Annotated in this window: 12 protein-coding genes and 1 riboswitch; of the genes, 9 read left to right on the forward strand and 3 right to left on the reverse strand. The window is 72.6% G+C overall.

The annotated features are described in order from the left end of the window. Positions 1 to 4: 4 nt before the first annotated feature. Entirely contained in the window at positions 5 to 1108 is a 1104-nt protein-coding gene (locus tag FKN01_RS07595; RefSeq protein WP_143617741.1) for a GTP-binding protein, read from the forward strand. A 29-nt stretch (positions 1109 to 1137) separates the two neighbouring features. Here the strand turns inward: FKN01_RS07595 and FKN01_RS07600 are convergent, their stop codons facing one another. Beyond that, on the reverse strand, positions 1138 to 3588 hold the full coding sequence (locus FKN01_RS07600) for a DNA topoisomerase (ATP-hydrolyzing) subunit A (RefSeq protein WP_143617743.1): 2451 nt from the start codon (positions 3586 to 3588) through the stop codon (positions 1138 to 1140). Between the two features lie 310 nt (positions 3589 to 3898). Here FKN01_RS07600 and FKN01_RS07605 point away from each other — a divergent pair, with 310 nt between their 5' ends. From FKN01_RS07605 to FKN01_RS07620, 4 genes are all read left to right on the forward strand, one after another. Continuing rightward, positions 3899 to 5266 (forward strand): pitrilysin family protein, encoded by a 1368-nt coding sequence (locus FKN01_RS07605; RefSeq protein WP_185992781.1) that lies wholly within the window; start codon positions 3899 to 3901, stop codon positions 5264 to 5266. Between the two features lie 26 nt (positions 5267 to 5292). Then, positions 5293 to 6675, forward strand: coding sequence for a pitrilysin family protein (locus tag FKN01_RS07610; RefSeq protein WP_143617748.1), 1383 nt, complete (start codon positions 5293 to 5295; stop codon positions 6673 to 6675). A gap of 229 nt (positions 6676 to 6904) precedes the next feature. Beyond that, positions 6905 to 7071: riboswitch (cyclic di-AMP (ydaO/yuaA leader) on the forward strand. Positions 7072 to 7084: 13 nt separating this feature from the next. Then, entirely contained in the window at positions 7085 to 7906 is an 822-nt protein-coding gene (locus FKN01_RS07615; RefSeq protein ID WP_143617750.1) for a M23 family metallopeptidase, read from the forward strand. 229 nt (positions 7907 to 8135) lie between these two features. Beyond that, positions 8136 to 8840 (forward strand): GntR family transcriptional regulator, encoded by a 705-nt coding sequence (locus FKN01_RS07620; RefSeq protein ID WP_143617752.1) that lies wholly within the window; start codon positions 8136 to 8138, stop codon positions 8838 to 8840. Positions 8841 to 9029: 189 nt separating this feature from the next. Here the strand turns inward: FKN01_RS07620 and FKN01_RS07625 are convergent, their stop codons facing one another. Beyond that, positions 9030 to 9311, reverse strand: a complete 282-nt coding sequence (locus tag FKN01_RS07625) for an HPr family phosphocarrier protein (protein WP_018105371.1) — start codon at positions 9309 to 9311, stop codon at positions 9030 to 9032. Positions 9312 to 9484: 173 nt separating this feature from the next. Between FKN01_RS07625 and FKN01_RS07630 the strand changes: the two genes are divergently transcribed. The 4 genes from FKN01_RS07630 to FKN01_RS07645 all read left to right on the forward strand — a co-directional run bounded on the left by FKN01_RS07630 (position 9485) and on the right by FKN01_RS07645 (position 14936). Further along, positions 9485 to 12358 carry a bifunctional GNAT family N-acetyltransferase/acetate--CoA ligase family protein gene (locus FKN01_RS07630; RefSeq protein ID WP_143617754.1) on the forward strand — a complete coding sequence of 958 codons (2874 nt, stop codon included), beginning with the start codon at positions 9485 to 9487 and terminating at the stop codon, positions 12356 to 12358. A gap of 89 nt (positions 12359 to 12447) precedes the next feature. Beyond that, positions 12448 to 13044, forward strand: a complete 597-nt coding sequence (locus FKN01_RS07635) for a DUF5998 family protein (RefSeq protein ID WP_143617756.1) — start codon at positions 12448 to 12450, stop codon at positions 13042 to 13044. Then, positions 13044 to 14234, forward strand: a complete 1191-nt coding sequence (locus tag FKN01_RS07640) for an alkaline phosphatase family protein (protein ID WP_143617758.1) — start codon at positions 13044 to 13046, stop codon at positions 14232 to 14234. The genes FKN01_RS07635 and FKN01_RS07640 overlap by 1 nt, the downstream gene beginning before the upstream one ends. 51 nt (positions 14235 to 14285) lie before the next feature. Continuing rightward, entirely contained in the window at positions 14286 to 14936 is a 651-nt protein-coding gene (locus FKN01_RS07645) for a thymidine kinase (RefSeq protein WP_143617760.1), read from the forward strand. Between the two features lie 277 nt (positions 14937 to 15213). On the opposite strand, the gene FKN01_RS07650 is transcribed toward FKN01_RS07645, so the two are convergent. Beyond that, a complete protein-coding gene (locus tag FKN01_RS07650) occupies positions 15214 to 15990 on the reverse strand; it encodes a VOC family protein (RefSeq protein WP_185992782.1) in 777 nt (258 codons plus the stop codon). Positions 15991 to 16153: the final 163 nt, after the last annotated feature.

Raw genomic sequence — 16153 nt, forward strand, 5'->3', positions numbered from 1 at the left:
TCCGTTGAGCTCGTCGTCGCCCCATCGCCCCCGCATTCCGGTCGTCGTCCTCGCCGGGTTCCTGGGGTCCGGCAAGACGACGCTGCTCAACCACCTCCTGCTGCACCGCGCGGGCAACCGGATCGGCGTGATCGTCAACGACTTCGGGGCCATCGAGATCGACGCCATGACGGTCTCCGGGCAGGTCGGGTCCACCGTGTCGCTGGGCGGCGGCTGCCTGTGCTGCGCGGTCGACGCGAGCGAACTGGACGCCTATCTGGAGACCCTGACCCGGCCCTCCGCCCGGCTCGACGTCATCGTCATCGAGGCGAGCGGCCTCGCCGAGCCGCAGGAACTCGTCCGCATGATCCTCGCCAGCGACAACCCGCACATCCTGTACGGGGGACTGGTCGAGGTGGTCGACGCGGCCGAGTTCGAGGCGACCAGGGAACGCCATCCGGAGATCGGACGCCATCTCGCGGTGGCCGACCTCGTCGTGCTCAACAAGACCGACCGGGCCGGGGACGAGGAGTGCGCCCGCGTCCGCAGGGCGGTCGCGGAGACGGGCAGCACGGCCGCGATCATCCCGGCCACGTACGGCCGCGTCGACCCCGCGCTGCTCTTCGACCCGGCCCTGCGGCCCGACGGCGAGGAGAGGGCCCGGCAGCTCACCTTCGAGGACCTCTACCTGGAGGAGCGCGCGGCGGAGGACCGCGCCGGGCACGGGGGCCATCTGCACACCGCGTACCAGAGCGTCGACTTCGACTCCGGCGTGCCGATGGACCCCCGCCGGCTGATGCGGTTCCTCGACACCCGGCCCAAGGGCCTCTACCGCATCAAGGGTTACGTCGACTTCGGCGCGGGCGACCCCGGCAACGCCTACGGGGTGCACGCCGTCGGCAGATTCCTGCGATTCACCCCCAGGCCCTGGAGGCGCGGCGAGCCGAAGCGGACCCAGCTCGTCCTGATCGGCTCCGGCATCGACGTACCGGCCCTGCGCGAGGAACTGGAGAGCTGTCGGGTCACGGAGGACCCGGCGGCCGGGGAAACGCGGCAGGACGCCGCACACGAGCGAGCCATGTGGGGCGTCCTGCGTTACGTACAACAGCCGGGCGACGACGACGCGTAGGGTCTCCCGCCGCAGCCGGGCCGGACGGACTACGCCGGGCCGGCGACCACCGCGACCGGATCCTCCAGCGGCGTCCCCGAACCGTCGCGTCGCGGGTCGGGCTCGGGCAGCGAGGCCGGAGCGCCGTTCTTCTGCGCGGCCCTGGCCGGCAGCGCGCCCGCCCAGGCGAACACCAGCACGTCCTCACCCTTCAGGAACCGCTGACAGCGCACCCCGCCGGTCGCCCGGCCCTTGCGCGGATACTGGTCGAACGGGGTGAGCTTGCAGGTCAGGACCGAGTCGTCCAGCGTGCCGTGCGAACCGGCGACCGTGAAGACCGCGGCGTCCGCCGCCGGGTCCACCGCCGCGAAGGAGAGCACCTGCGCTCCCGCCCCCAGCTTGACGCCCGCCATACCGCCGGCCGCCCGCCCCTGCGGACGCACCTGCGCGGCCGGATAACGCAGGAGCTGCGCGTCCGAGGTGATGAAGACCAGGTCTTCCTCACCCGTCCGAAGCTCCGTCGCGCCGACGATCCGGTCACCGTCCTTGAGGGTGATGACCTCCAGCTCGTCCTTGTTGGCCGGGTAGTCCGGCACCACGCGCTTGACGACGCCCTGCAGGGTGCCGATGGCGAGACCCGGTGACGACTCGTCGAGCGTGGTGAGGCAGACGACCTCCTCGTCGGGCCCCAGCGTGAGGAACTCGCCGACCATCGCCCCGCCCGACAGATTGGGCGCCGCGTGCGTGTCCGGCAGCTGGGGGAGATCGATCACCGGCAGCCGCAGCAGCCGCCCACCGGACGTCACCACCCCGACGTCACCGCGAGCCGTCGCCGCCACCGCCGAGACGATGACATCGTGCTTGGACCGCTTGGCGCCCTCCGGGACGACGATCGGCTCGTCGTTGGCCGTGCGCGCCAGCAGACCCGTCGAGGACAGCAGCACCCGGCAGGGGTCGTCCGCCACCTCCAGCGGCACCGACGCCACCTGCGAACCGGCCGACTCGAGCAGCACCGTACGCCGGGCCGTACCGAACTTCTTCGCGACCGCGGCCAGTTCCGCGGAGACCAGCTTCCGCAGCTCGGTGTCCGATTCCAGGATCGACGTCAGCTCGGCGATCTCGGCGTCCAGCCGGTCCCGCTCGCTCTCCAGCTCGATCCGGTCGAACCGGGTCAGCCGGCGCAGCGGCGTGTCCAGGATGTACTGCGTCTGGATCTCGCTCAGCGAGAAGCGCTCCATGAGCCGCTCCTTCGCCTGCGCCGAATTGTCGCTGGACCGGATGAGGCGGATGACCTCGTCGATGTCGACCAGCGCGACGAGCAGGCCCTCGACCAGATGCAGCCGGTTGCGGCGCTTGGTCCGGCGGAACTCGCTGCGCCGGCGCACCACGTCGAACCGGTGGTCGAGATAGACCTCCAGCAGCTCCTTCAGCCCCAGCGTGAGCGGCTGGCCGTCGACCAGCGCCACGTTGTTGATGCCGAAGGACTCCTCCATCGGCGTCAGCTTGTAGAGCTGCTCCAGCACCGCCTCCGGCACGAAGCCGTTCTTGATCTCGATGACCAGACGCAGGCCGTGCGAGCGGTCCGTGAGGTCCTTGACGTCCGCGATGCCCTGGAGCTTCTTCGCCGAGACCAGGTCCTTGATCTTGGAGATGACCTTCTCGGGGCCGACGGTGAAGGGCAGTTCGGTGACGACCAGACCTTTGCGGCGCGGCGTGACGTTCTCCACGGCGGCCGTGGCACGGATCTTGAACGAGCCGCGGCCGTTGGCGTAGGCGTCCTTGATGCCGCCGAGGCCCACGATCCGCCCGCCCGTCGGCAGGTCGGGACCGGGGACGAACCGCATCAGCGTCTCCAGGTCGGCGCCCGGATGCTTGATCAGATGCCGGGCCGCGGCGATGACCTCGCCCAGGTTGTGCGGCGGCATGTTGGTCGCCATGCCGACCGCGATCCCGGTCGTGCCGTTGACCAGGAGGTTGGGGTAGGCCGCCGGGAGGACGACCGGCTCCTGCTCCTGACCGTCGTAGTTCGACTGGAAGGCGACCGTCTCCTCGTCGATCGACTCCGTCATCAGCGAGGTCGCGTCGGCCATCCGGCACTCGGTGTACCGCATGGCGGCGGGCGGGTCGTCGTTGCCCATGGAGCCGAAGTTCCCGTGTCCGTCGACGAGGGGGAGGCGCATGGAGAACGGCTGGGCCATACGCACCAGGGCGTCGTAGATCGACGCGTCGCCGTGCGGGTGCAGCTTGCCCATGACCTCGCCGACGACCCGGGCGCACTTCACGAAGCCGCGGTCCGGGCGCAGGCCCATCTCGTTCATCTGGTACACGATGCGGCGGTGCACCGGCTTCAAGCCGTCACGGGCGTCCGGCAGTGCCCGGGAGTAGATCACCGAGTACGCGTACTCGAGGAAGGAGCCCTGCATTTCGTCGACGACGTCGATGTCGAGGATCTTCTCCTCGAAGTCGACCGGCGGCGGGGTCTTCGTGCTGCGGCGGGCCATCGCTGCTGCGACTCCTTCACGGATTTCGAGCGGGCAACCTCAGGTTCCCTCAGGTTCTGACGCGCTCCATTGTGGACCGCCCCACTGACAACCCCGACCTCGACCCGTCCCAAAGGGCCCACGCCGTCCGCCCCGAGGCGGCGGAGGACCACCTTCCGGGGAATTTCGCTCGCAGCTTCGCCGCACGGGAACTTCGGCAGGTGCCGGTTCGCTTGCATACAGTGTCGGGTGTCTTGAAGCAACCTTCGAAGCAGCCTCCCGCAACGGCTTCTTCATATGGACATCCAGTAGCGCGATCGAAGGGACGTACATGCCCATGGGTCACACGGCCACAGCCCAGGCCGGCTCCGGCGGGCTGACAGCGACCGAGCACCGTCTGGCCAACGGCCTGCGCGTGGTGCTCTCCGAGGACCATCTGACCCCGGTCGCGGCGGTGTGCCTCTGGTACGACGTCGGCTCACGCCACGAGGTCGAGGGCCGCACGGGCCTGGCCCACCTCTTCGAGCACCTGATGTTCCAGGGCTCCGGCCAGGTCAAGGGGAACGGACACTTCGAGCTGGTCCAGGGCGCCGGCGGCTCGCTCAACGGAACGACCAGTTTCGAGCGGACCAACTACTTCGAGACGATGCCCACGCACCAGCTGGAGCTGGCCCTGTGGCTCGAGGCCGACCGCATGGGCTCGCTGCTCGCCGCGCTCGACGAGGAGTCCATGGAGAACCAGCGCGACGTCGTCAAGAACGAGCGCCGCCAGCGCTACGACAACGTCCCGTACGGCACCGCGTTCGAGCGGCTGACCGCCCTGGCCTACCCCGAGGGCCACCCGTACCACCACACCCCGATCGGCTCCATGGCCGACCTGGACGCGGCGACCCTGGAGGATGCCCGCGCCTTCTTCCGTACGTATTACGCGCCGAACAACGCGGTGCTGTCGGTCGTCGGCGACATCGACCCCGAGCAGACCCTCGCCTGGATCGAGAAGTACTTCGGCTCCATCCCGTCCCACGACGGCAAGCAGCCGCCGCGCGACGGCTCGCTGCCCACGATCATGGGCGGCCAGCTGCGCGAGGAGGTGCGCGAGGAGGTGCCGGCGCGCGCCCTGATGGCCGCGTACCGGCTGCCCCACGACGGCACCCGCGAGTGCGACGCCGCGGACCTCGCCCTGACCGTGCTCGGCGGCGGGGAGTCCTCCCGGCTGCACAACCGCCTGGTCCGGCGCGACCGTACGGCCGTGGCCGCCGGCTTCGGACTGCTCCGGCTCGCCGGCGCGCCCTCCCTGGGCTGGCTGGACGTCAAGACGTCCGGCGGCGTCGAGGTGGCGGAGATCGAGACCGCGGTCGACGAGGAGCTGGCCCGGTTCGCCGAGGAGGGTCCCACGGCCGAGGAGATGGAGCGCGCCCAGGCCCAGTTGGAGCGCGAGTGGCTGGACCGCCTCGGCACGGTCGCGGGCCGCGCCGACGAACTGTGCCGGTATGCCGTGCTGTTCGGCGACCCGCAGCTCGCGCTGTCCGCCGTGAACCGGGTCCTCGATGTCACCGCCGAGGAGGTCAAGGCCGCCGCGCGGGCGCAGCTGCGGCCCGACAACCGGGCGGTCCTGGTCTATGAACCGGTCGAGCCGGCCGAGACCGCCGAAGAGGCCGCCGCCACCGACACCGACGCGCAGGAAGGGGCGGACCAGTGACCGACGCTGCCGCGACTGAAGTTTCGATGCAGTTCCACCCCCAGCCCGCACCCGGCGTGGCCCGGCCCTGGGCCTTCCCCGCGCCCGAGCGGAGCTCCCTGCCCAACGGCCTCACCGTCCTGCGCTGTGACCGCCCCGGCCAGCAGGTCGTCGCCGTCGAGATCTTCCTCGCCGCCCCCCTGGACGCCGAGCCCGAGGGCCTGGACGGCGTGGCCACGATCATGTCGCGCGCCCTGTCCGAGGGCACCGACAAGCAGAGCGCCGAGGAGTTCGCCGCCGAGCTGGAGCGGTGCGGCGCCACCCTCGACGCCCACGCCGACCACCCCGGCGTCCGGGTCTCCCTGGAGGTCCCGGCCTCTCGCCTGGCCAAGGCGCTCGGCCTGGTCGCCGAGGCCCTGCGGGCGCCGGCCTTCGCCGACAGCGAGATCGAGCGCCTGGTGCGCAACCGGCTGGACGAGATCCCGCACGAGCACGCCAACCCGGCCCGCCGCGCGGCCAAGCAGCTCTCCAAGGAACTGTTCCCGGCAACGGCCCGCATGTCGCGCCCGCGTCTGGGCACCGAGGAGACCATCGAGCGGATCGACGCCGCGGCCGTGCGCGCCTTCTACGACGCGCACATCCGCCCGTCCACCGCCACCGCCGTGGTCGTCGGCGACCTCACCGGCATCGACCTGGACGCGCTGCTCGCCGAAACCCTCGGCGACTGGTCCGGGGACGCCTCCGAGCCCCGCCCCGTCCCCCCGATCACGGCCGACGACACCGGCCGGGTGATCATCGTCGACCGCCCCGGCGCGGTGCAGACGCAGCTGCTGATCGGCCGCATCGGCGCCGACCGCCACGACAGCGTGTGGCCGGCCCAGGTCCTCGGCACCTACTGCCTGGGCGGCACGCTGACCTCCAGGCTCGACCGGGTGCTGCGCGAGGAGAAGGGGTACACCTACGGCGTGCGGGCCTTCGCCCAGGTGCTCCGCTCCGGCGCCGCCGATTCCGCCTCGGGGGCGACGGGCGCCGCGATGCTCGCCATCAGCGGTTCCGTGGACACGGAGTCCACCGGACCGGCGCTGGACGACCTGTGGAAGGTCCTGCGGACGCTGGCCGCCGAGGGCCTGACGGACGCCGAGCGCGAGACGGCCGTACAGAATCTCGTGGGCGTCGCGCCCCTGAAGTTCGAGACGGCGGCCTCCGTCGCGAGCACCCTCGCCGACCAGGTGGAACAGCACCTCCCGGACGACTACCAGGCGACGCTGTACGCCCGCCTCGCGGAGACCGGCACGGTGGAGGCGACCGCGGCCGTGGTCAGCGCCTTCCCGGTGGACCGGCTGGTCACGGTCCTGGTCGGTGACGCCTCGCGCATCGAGGAGCCGGTCAGGGCGCTCGGTATCGGCGAGGTGTCGGTCGTCACCGGCTGACCCGTCGCTCAGCCCGCGGCACGGGCGGCGAGGGCTCCGGCGCGTGGTCGCGCCGGAGCCCTCCGCGCATCTGGCCGCTGCCCGGCCCTTATGTGCCCTTTCGCCGTCAAGCGGCCCGATCGCCCTGTGGGATGCGCTACAAAACTCCGTGTCCGTTTGGTGGCGGGAAGTCCGTCCGCTTAGCGTCAGGTCGGCTGTCCGCCACTTGTACGCGCATCCATGACGTACCGGGCAGCCATCGCCGAGTCCCCGTCAGGCGCGAGCCTGGGGAGCCGGGGACCCACACAGTCCCTGGGGTGAATCGGATGCCCGCGCTCCGTCCGGGGCGGGACATCCGTAGGAGACCTTCCTGCTCCGAACCCGTCAGCTAACCCGGTAGGCGAGAAGGAAGGAAAGGACCAGCCACCCCATGGCGTTCACCCGTGCCACCGGGAAGCACCGTGCCCCGAGCCGCCTGACACGCGTCGGCGCCAAGGCCGTCGGTGTCACGACGCTCGCCGCCGGCGGCGTCATCGGCTCCCTGGCCTCCCCGGCCCTCGCCGCCGACGCCGGGACGGCCCCCGCCGCCGGCGAGACCGGCCTCTCCCAGCTCATCGCCATCGAGAACACCCTCGCCGACCGGATCGACGCCCAGGCCGCGGCGCAGCGGCACCAGGCCGAGGCCGCCGAGAAGAAGGCGGCGGCCAGGAAGAAGGCCGAGGCCGTGAAGAAGAAGGCCGCCGAGAAGGCCGCCAAGGCGAAGGAGGCGGCCAAGGCGAAGGCCAGGGCCGCCCGCGAGGCGTCCGCCCGCGCCGGCCGTTCCACCACCCGCACCGCGCTGGGCTCGTCCTACCGGCTGCCCGTGGCCGGCTCGTACGTGACCACCGGCTACAAGTCCAGCGGCTCGCTCTGGTCGTCCGGCAGTCACTCCGGCATCGACTTCCACGCCGCGTCCGGCAGCTCCGTCGTCGCCGTCGGCGCCGGCACGGTGGTGGAGGCCGGCTGGGGCGGGGCGTACGGCAACAACATCGTGCTCCGCATGACGGACGGCACGTACACCCAGTACGGCCACCTCTCCTCGATAGGCGTCTCCGGGGGACAGAGCGTCGCGGCCGGCCAGCAGATCGGGCTCTCCGGCTCGACCGGCAACTCCACCGGTCCGCACCTCCACTTCGAGGCCCGGACCACACCTTCCTACGGCTCCGACATGGACCCGGTCGCCTATCTGCGCGCCCACGGCGTCAACGTCTGACCGGTCCCGGGCTCCGCACCGAAGGCCCCGGCGCTCCTTGCACCCAAGCGAGCCCCGCCGGGGCCTTCGCCGTGCCCGGGCCCCGCCGCGCGCCTCCCGCCGCCTGTCCGCGGCCAAAAGATATTCATGAATTCCCGCCCGGCATCGGAAAGGCGACCGCATTGCAATAGAGTCGCGCCAGAGGTGTCGATCGGCCGCTGTTCGCGGGGATTGAGGCGGAGGTTCGGACATGCGTGTTCCGGCGCATTCGGTATGCACGGCAATCCGTGACGACATCGTCTCCGGTGTCTTCGAACGCGGCAGCCGCCTCACCGAGGAGGTGCTCGCACGGCGTTACGGGGTTTCCCGCGTGCCCGTACGGGAAGCGCTGCGCACCCTGGAGTCCGAGGGCTTCGTCGTCACCCGCAGACATGCCGGAGCCTGCGTCGCCGAGCCCTCGGAGCAGGAGGCCGCCGACCTCCTGGAAGTGCGCATGCTGCTGGAACCGCTGAGCGCCGCCCGCGCGGCCCAGCGCCGGACGGACGCCCACCTCAAGGTGTTGCGCGGCCTGGTCAGGCTCGGCCAGGAGCGGGCCCGCCGGGGCGAGGGCGAGGACCTGCGCTCCCTCGCCGGCTGGTTCCACGAGACGCTGGCCCAGGCGTCCGGCAGCCCCGGCCTCATCGCCCTGCTCACCCAGCTCCGCCACAAGATCGCCTGGATGTACGCGGTCGACCAGCCGGCCCGCCCGGCCGAGGCCTGGGCCGAGCACGGAGCCCTGGTGGACGCCGTGGCGCGCGGAGACGCGGCGCGGGCGAGGGCCCTGGCCGCGCAGCTCGCCGAACGCCAGGGCGCCGCGCACCGGCTGCGCCGCGCCGCGCGCCCCGCCAACGTGCCACGGGCCGGCCGTGTGAGGACTTCGCAACGTGCCGTAAACACCGCGAGCGGCCGGAATTAACAAAGGGCGCGTACAAATAAAGAAAGGCGCGCGTAAAAACTGGGAAAAGCGGGCCGCCTCATTCCGGCTGGGTTGCCCCATTCCGGCCGGGCCGTCATTCCGTCGGTCCGTGCATGCAAAAGCCGCGGCGCCCCATGCGGGGGGCCGCGGCTTTCCCGGGACAATTCCGGTAATGCCGGCCGCTCGGGCTCAGACGGTCTCCGGAAGCTCCTCAAGGCCCTCGGCGACCAGCTTCGCCAGGCGGTCCAGGGCGGCCTCGGCGTTGTCCGCGTCGGACGCGAGCACGATCTCCTCGCCGCCCTGGGCACCGAGACCGAGCACCGCGAGCATGGAGGCCGCGTTCACCGGGTTGCCGTCCGCCTTGGCGATGGTGACGGGAACGCCGGAGGCCGTAGCGGCACGGACGAAGATGGAAGCGGGGCGGGCGTGCAGGCCCTCGGCCCAACCGACGTTTACGCGGCGCTCAGCCATGGTTCTGCCCTTCAAGAATCAACGGTTGTCTAGACCAGTGTCTCATGTGGTGCGCGATGCTCCGGGCAGACCCGCGGGCCCTCCCGGGCGCCGCGCCCGCGGTCGTCCGGAGACCTCAGACTGCCCCGGCCCCGGCACCCCCGCGACCCGTGCGACAGCCGTAGGCTTTCCCCATGCAGCCCGCTCCGGAGCAGAGTCCGCATCACGCCTACCCCGATCACTGGGAGGCGGACGTGGTCCTCCGTGACGGCGGCACCGCGCGGATCAGGCCGATCACCACGGACGACGCCGAGCGGCTGGTCAGCTTCTACGAGCAGGTTTCCGACGAGTCGAAGTACTACCGCTTCTTCGCGCCCTACCCCCGGCTCTCCGCCAAGGACGTCCACCGCTTCACCCATCACGACTACGTCGACAGGGTGGGACTGGCCGTCACGGTGGGCGGCGAGTTCATCGCCACCGTCCGCTACGACCGGATCGACGCGACCGGCCGCCCCGCCTCGGCCCCCGCCGACGAGGCCGAGGTCGCCTTTCTCGTCCAGGACGCCCACCAGGGCCGGGGCGTGGCCTCGACCCTGCTCGAACACATCGCGGCCGTCGCCCGTGAGCGCGGCATCCGGCGCTTCGCCGCCGAAGTGCTGCCCGCCAACACCAAGATGATCAAGGTGTTCCGGGACGCCGGCTACACCCAGCGGCGCAGCTTCGAGGACGGCTCCGTCCACCTCACCCTGGACCTCGAACCCACCGCCGAATCCCTCGCCGTGCAGCGCGCCCGCGAACAGCGCGCCGAGGCCAGGTCCGTGCAGCGGCTGCTCGCCCCCGGCTCCGTCGCCGTCATCGGGGCCGGCCGCACCCCCGGCGGCGTCGGCCGCACCGTCCTGCGCAACCTGCTCGGCGCGGGCTTCACCGGCCGCGTCCACGCGGTGAACAGCGCCTTCTCCGACGGCCAGGACACCATCGACGGAGTCCCCGCGCACCGCTCCCTGGGCGAGATCGGCGAGCCGGTCGACCTCGCGGTGGTCGCCGTGCCCGCCGACCGGGTCCCCGAGGCCGTCGCGGACTGCGGCGAACACGGCGTCCAGGGGCTGGTGGTCCTCTCCGCCGGCTACGCCGAGTGGGGCGCCGAAGGCCGCGAGCGCCAGCGGGAACTGGTGCGCCAGGCCCGTTCGTACGGCATGCGGATCATCGGGCCCAACGCCTTCGGCATCATCAACAACTCCGAGGCGGTCCGGCTCAACGCCTCGCTCGCCCCGGACCGGCCCGCCTCCGGGCGGATCGGCCTCTTCACCCAGTCCGGTGCCATCGGCATCGCCCTGCTCTCCGGGCTCTACCGGCGCGGCGCGGGCCTCTCCACCTTCATCTCGGCCGGCAACCGCGCCGACATCTCCGGCAACGACTTCCTCCAGTACTGGTACGAGGACCCGGACACGGATGTCGCCCTGCTCTACCTGGAGTCGCTGGGCAACCCCCGCAAGTTCACCCGCCTCGCCCGCCGTACCGCCGCCGTGAAGCCGGTGGTCGTGGTCAAGGGCGCCCGGCACAGCGGCTCGACCCCGCCCGGCCACGCCGTCCCCGTCAGCCGCGTCCCCGACTCCACGGTCTCCGCGCTCATGCGGCAGGCGGGCGTCATCCGCGTCGACACGGTCACCGAGATGGTCGACACCGGACTGCTCCTCGCCGACCAGCCGCTCCCGGCGGGCGGACGCGTCGCGATCCTCGGCAACTCGGAGTCCCTCGGCCTGCTCACGTACGACGTGTGCCTGGCCGAAGGGCTCCGCCCGCGTCCGCCGGTCGACCTCACCACGTCCGCCACCCCGCAGGACTTCCGGGAGGCGCTGTCGGCGGCGCTGGCCGACGGGGGGTGCGACGCCGTGATCGTGACGGCGATCCCCTGGGTCGGCGAGAACGGCGAGGCGGAGTCGGGCGACGGCGAGGTCCTCGCCACCGCCCTGCACACCGCGGCCGCCGCCGGTCCGGCCAAGCCGGTCGCCGTGGTGCACGTCGAGATCGGCGGCCTGGCGGAGGCGCTGTCCGCCGCCACCAGCACGGTGGCGCAGCCGCGCCCGGCCACGCAGCCGTTCGCCGCGGCGCAGGGCGCCCCCACGGAGCCCGCCGCACCGGCGCCCGGCACCGGCAAGCCCGAAACCGACACCCCCGAAGAGGCGCGCCGCGTCGGGCGCATCCCCGCCTACCCCGCAGCCGAGCGCGCCGTCCGGGCGCTCGCCGAGGCCGTCCGCTACGCGCAATGGCGGCGGCAGGCCGCCGTGCCCGGCAAGGTGCCCGACTTCCTCGACGACACCATCGACGCCCCGGGCGCCGCCGCCCGCATCCAAGCCCTCCTCGGCGAGGACCCCGATCCGCGCGGCCGGCCGCTCGGCCACGACGAGGCCCGCGAACTGCTCGCCTGCTACGGCATCGCCGTACGCCCCACGCTGCCCGCCCCCGGCCCGGAGGAGGCGGTGGCCGCCGCGGCCCGGCTCGGCTACCCGGTGGCGCTCAAGACGACCGCGCCCCATCTGCGCCACCGGGCCGACCTCGGCGGCGTACGCCTGGACCTGGACAGCGAGGCGGCCCTGCGCCGCGCGTACGGCGATCTCACCGAACTGCTCGGCAAGCCCGCGGAGCTGCGGCCCGTCGTCCAGGCCATGGCGCCGCGCGGCGTCGACACCGTCGTACGGGCCACCATCGACCCGGCCGCGGGCGCGGTGCTCTCCTTCGGTCTCTCCGGCGCGCCCTCCGAGCTGCTCGGCGACACCGCCCACCGCCTGGTCCCCGCCACCGACCGCGACGCCGCCGAGCTGATCAGGTCCATCCGCGCCGCCCCCGTCCTGTTCGGCTGGCGCGGTGCCGCGCCGGTGGACACCGCCGCGCTCGAGGAGCTGCTGCTGCGGGTCTCCCGGCTGGTCGACGACCACCCCGAGGTGGTCTCCCTCGCCCTGGAGCCGGTCGTGGTCGCCCCGCAGGGCCTCTCGGTGCTGGGGGCGAGCGTCCGCCTCTCGCCGCCCCCGGCCCGCAACGACCTCGGCCCGCGCCGCCTGTCCAACTACTGACCCGGCCCCGCTCGCGTCCCCCTGGACCGGCCGGGGCGGGTCTCCGGCGGCGTCCCCGGCAGCCACCGGGCCCCCGTAGGATGGTTCCCATGGCTAAGACCGGTACGACGACCCAGGGGCTGCGCGCGGCGATCGAGCGCAGCGGCTACTACCCGGCCCTCGTGGCCGAGGCGGTGGAGGCCGCCGTGGGCGGTGAGCCGGTCGCTTCGTATCTGGTGCACCAGGAGACGACCTTCGACTCCAACGAGGTGCGCCGGCACGTCACGGTGCTGGTGCTCACGGACACCCGCTTCATCGTCAGCCACACCGACGAGCAGAACGCGGACACCAACTCCCCGTCGCCGTACGCCACCACCTCGACGGAGTCGGTCAAGCTGGACCGGATCTCCTCGGTGGTGGTCAGCCGCGTCGTCGCCAACCCGGAGAAGTACGTCCCGGGCACGCTGCCCCGCGAGGTCGTCCTGACCATCGGCTGGGGCGCGGTCTCCCGGATCGACCTGGAGCCGGCCGCCTGCGGCGACCCCGACTGCGAGGCCGACCACGGCTACACCGGCAGCACCACCGCCGACGACCTGAGCCTGCGGGTCAGCGAGGCCGGCGACGGCCCGGACACCGTGCGCCAGACCCTCGCCTTCGCCCAGGCGCTCTCCGAGGCCACGGCCGCCACCCCCGCGGCCGGCCGCTGATGGCCCAGCCGGCCTGGCCGGACGACTTCGTCCCGCTGCCCGTCGACAGCGCGCCCGTCCCGGAGTACGGCAGCGGCTCGCTCGCCGACCTGCTGCCGACCCTCCTCGCGGGCCAGGAAGTGCCCGGCTTCGACGCGGCCATCGGCGAGCTCACCCCCGCCGACCGGAACTGCGTCTTCCTGATCGACGGCCTCGGCTGGGAGCAGATAAGGGCCCACCCCGACGAGGCACCGTTCCTGTACTCGCTGCTGCCCACCTCGCGCGGTGGCACCGGCCGCCCGATCACGGCGGGCTTCCCGGCCACCACGGCGACCTCGCTGGCCTCCGTCGGCACCGGCCGGCCCCCCGGCGAGCACGGTCTTCCCGGTTACACGGTCCGCAACCCCGAGACCGGCGAGCTGATGAACCAGCTCCGCTGGAACCCGTGGACCCCGCCGAAGGCGTGGCAGCCCCACCCCACCCTCTTCCAGCTCGCCGACGCGGCCGGTGTGCGCACCGCCCAGGTCTCCGCCCCCGCCTTCGAGCAGACCCCGCTGACCAAGGTCGCGCTCAGCGGCGGCTCCTTCCTCGGCCGGCTCAGCGGCGAGGAGCGGATGGACACCGCCGCCGAGCGGCTGGCCGCCGGCGACCGCTCGCTCGTCTACACGTACTACAGCGAGGTCGACGGCAAGGGCCACCGCTTCGGCACCGACTCCGACGCCTGGCGCGGACAGCTGATGTACGTCGACGGGCTGGCACGGCGCCTGGCCGAGCAGCTTCCGCCGCGCTCGGCGCTCTACATCACCGCCGACCACGGCATGATCGACATCCCCTTCGACGAGCAGTCCCGGATCGACTTCGACGAGGACTGGGAGCTGAGCGCCGGCGTCGCGCTGCTCGGCGGCGAGGGCCGGGCGCGGCACGTCTACGCCGTTCCGGGCGCCGCATCCGATGTGCTGGCCGTCTGGCGCGAGGTGCTGGGCGAGCAGTTCTGGGTGGCGAGCCGGGACGAGGCCGTCGCCGCCGGCTGGTTCGGCCCCACGATCGACGAGCGGGTGTACGGCAGGATCGGCGACGTGGTCGCCGCGGCCCACGACGACGTGGTGATCACCGCCTCGCGCAACGAGCCGAACGAGTCGGCCATGGTCGGCATGCACGGCTCCATGACCCCCGTCGAGCAGTTCGTCCCGCTCCTCGAAGTACGCTCGTAGCCCGTTTCGCCCCCGCTCTTTCCTCCCGTCCCGAAAGGTGCTCGACCCGCCATGCCCGAGCTTGTGTTCTTCTCCGGAACGATGGACTGCGGAAAGAGCACCCTGGCCCTCCAGATCGGCCACAACCGCTCGGCGAGGGGCCTGCAGGGCGTGATCTTCACCCGGGACGACCGGGCGGGGGAGGGGAAGCTCTCGTCCCGGCTCGGCCTGGTCACGGAGGCGGTCGAGGCCGACGAGGACATGGACCTGTACGCGTATCTCGTCGCCCAGCTGTCCAAGGGCGGACGGGTCGACTACGTGATCGTGGACGAGGCGCAGTTCCTGGCCCCGGCGCAGATCGACCAGCTGGCCCGGGTCGTGGACGACCTGGAGATGGACGTCTTCGCCTTCGGCATCACGACGGACTTCCGCACCCGGCTCTTCCCCGGCTCGCAACGGCTGGTCGAGCTGGCGGACCGCATCGAACAGCTCCAGGTCGAAGCCCTCTGCTGGTGCGGCGCCCGCGCCACGCACAACGCCCGCACCGTGGACGGCGAGATGGTCGTGGAGGGCGCGCAGGTCGTCGTCGGCGATGTGAACCGCGCGGCGGGCGAGGTCGGTTACGAGGTCCTGTGCCGCCGGCACCACCGCCGCCGCGCGACCGCGGCCTCCGCGCAGGCGGGCGCCCTCTCCCCGGACGTCCTGCCGGTCAGCACCGCCTGACGCCGGCGGGCAGCCCGAGCCGGCACGGGCGGTGAGACCGGCCCGCGGCGCGGTGCGCCGGATTCGGTGTTTACGGTCGGGGGCGCCCGTGAACGAAGCCGTCAGCAGCCCGCCGTGTTCCATACCGTCGCCCCGCCCACCGCGCCTGTGCCCGTTTCGCCGGCGCGAGCGCGTGGTACGGCCCCGTCGTCACCGCGGGATGCGCCACCCCGTGCACGTACAGGCTGGTGCACAGCCCAGCGCACTGTCCCGGTTCGGGGAGGCACTCGCGGCGCGGTCAGCCCGCCGCCGAGCGCTGGATCGTGAAGGCCGCGCCCTCCGGGTCCGCGACCGTCGCGACCCGGCCGCTCGGGCTCTCCCTCGGCGGGCTCAGGACCTGCCCGCCGAGCTCCGCCACCTGCCGCGCGGCCTCGTCCGTGTCGGCCACCTCGAAGTAGGTCATCCAGTGCGGTCCCCGGTCGCGCAGCGGGGCGTGGCCGACGCCGTGCAGCGAGGCCACCGGGCGCCCCTGGAGGTGCAGGGTCTGGTAGTCGAAGTCCGCCGAGACGACGGCCTTCGTCTCGAAACCGAAGACCGCCTGGTAGAACTTGGCGACCGTCGAGGTCTCCCGGGTCACCAGCTCGTTCCAGACCGGGGTGCCGGGCGCCCCGGCCAGGGCCGTGCCGATGTGCGCGGCGGCCTGCCAGATCCCGAAGACGGCTCCGCCCGGGTCGGAGGCGATGGCCATACGGCCCGCTTCACCCGCGTCGAGCGGCCCGACGCCGACCGTGCCGCCGCACGACCGGATGGCCTCCGCCGTCTGATCGGCGTCGTCGGTGGCCAGATAGGTCGTCCAGGCGATGGGGAGGTGCCGGTCCGGCGGCAGCTGGCCGATGCCCGCCACCTCCCTCCCGTCGATCAGCGCCCGTACGTACGGGCCGAGCTGCTCGGGGCCGGGGCCGAACTCCCAGCCGAACAGCTCGGCGTAGAAGTTCTGGGTCGTGCGCAGGCCGTGCACGATCAGGCTCACCCAGCAAGGTGTTCCGGGTGTACGCCGAGCGGCAGCCTCGGTCATCGTCACTCTCCTCGGACCATCGTGGTGGCCGTACGGGAAAACGGGGCCGGCGCGCCGTGGTGCGGTGCGAGCTGTGGACGCCCCGTGCAGATGCTTGCACCACCGGGCGCGGGATGCGCTCCGGCCGCGCCGTCTTTTCCGGGATCTCGCCCCAGGCGGACCG

It is taken from the genome of Streptomyces sp. 130 (assembly GCF_007096885.1).
GTDB lineage: Bacteria > Actinomycetota > Actinomycetes > Streptomycetales > Streptomycetaceae > Streptomyces.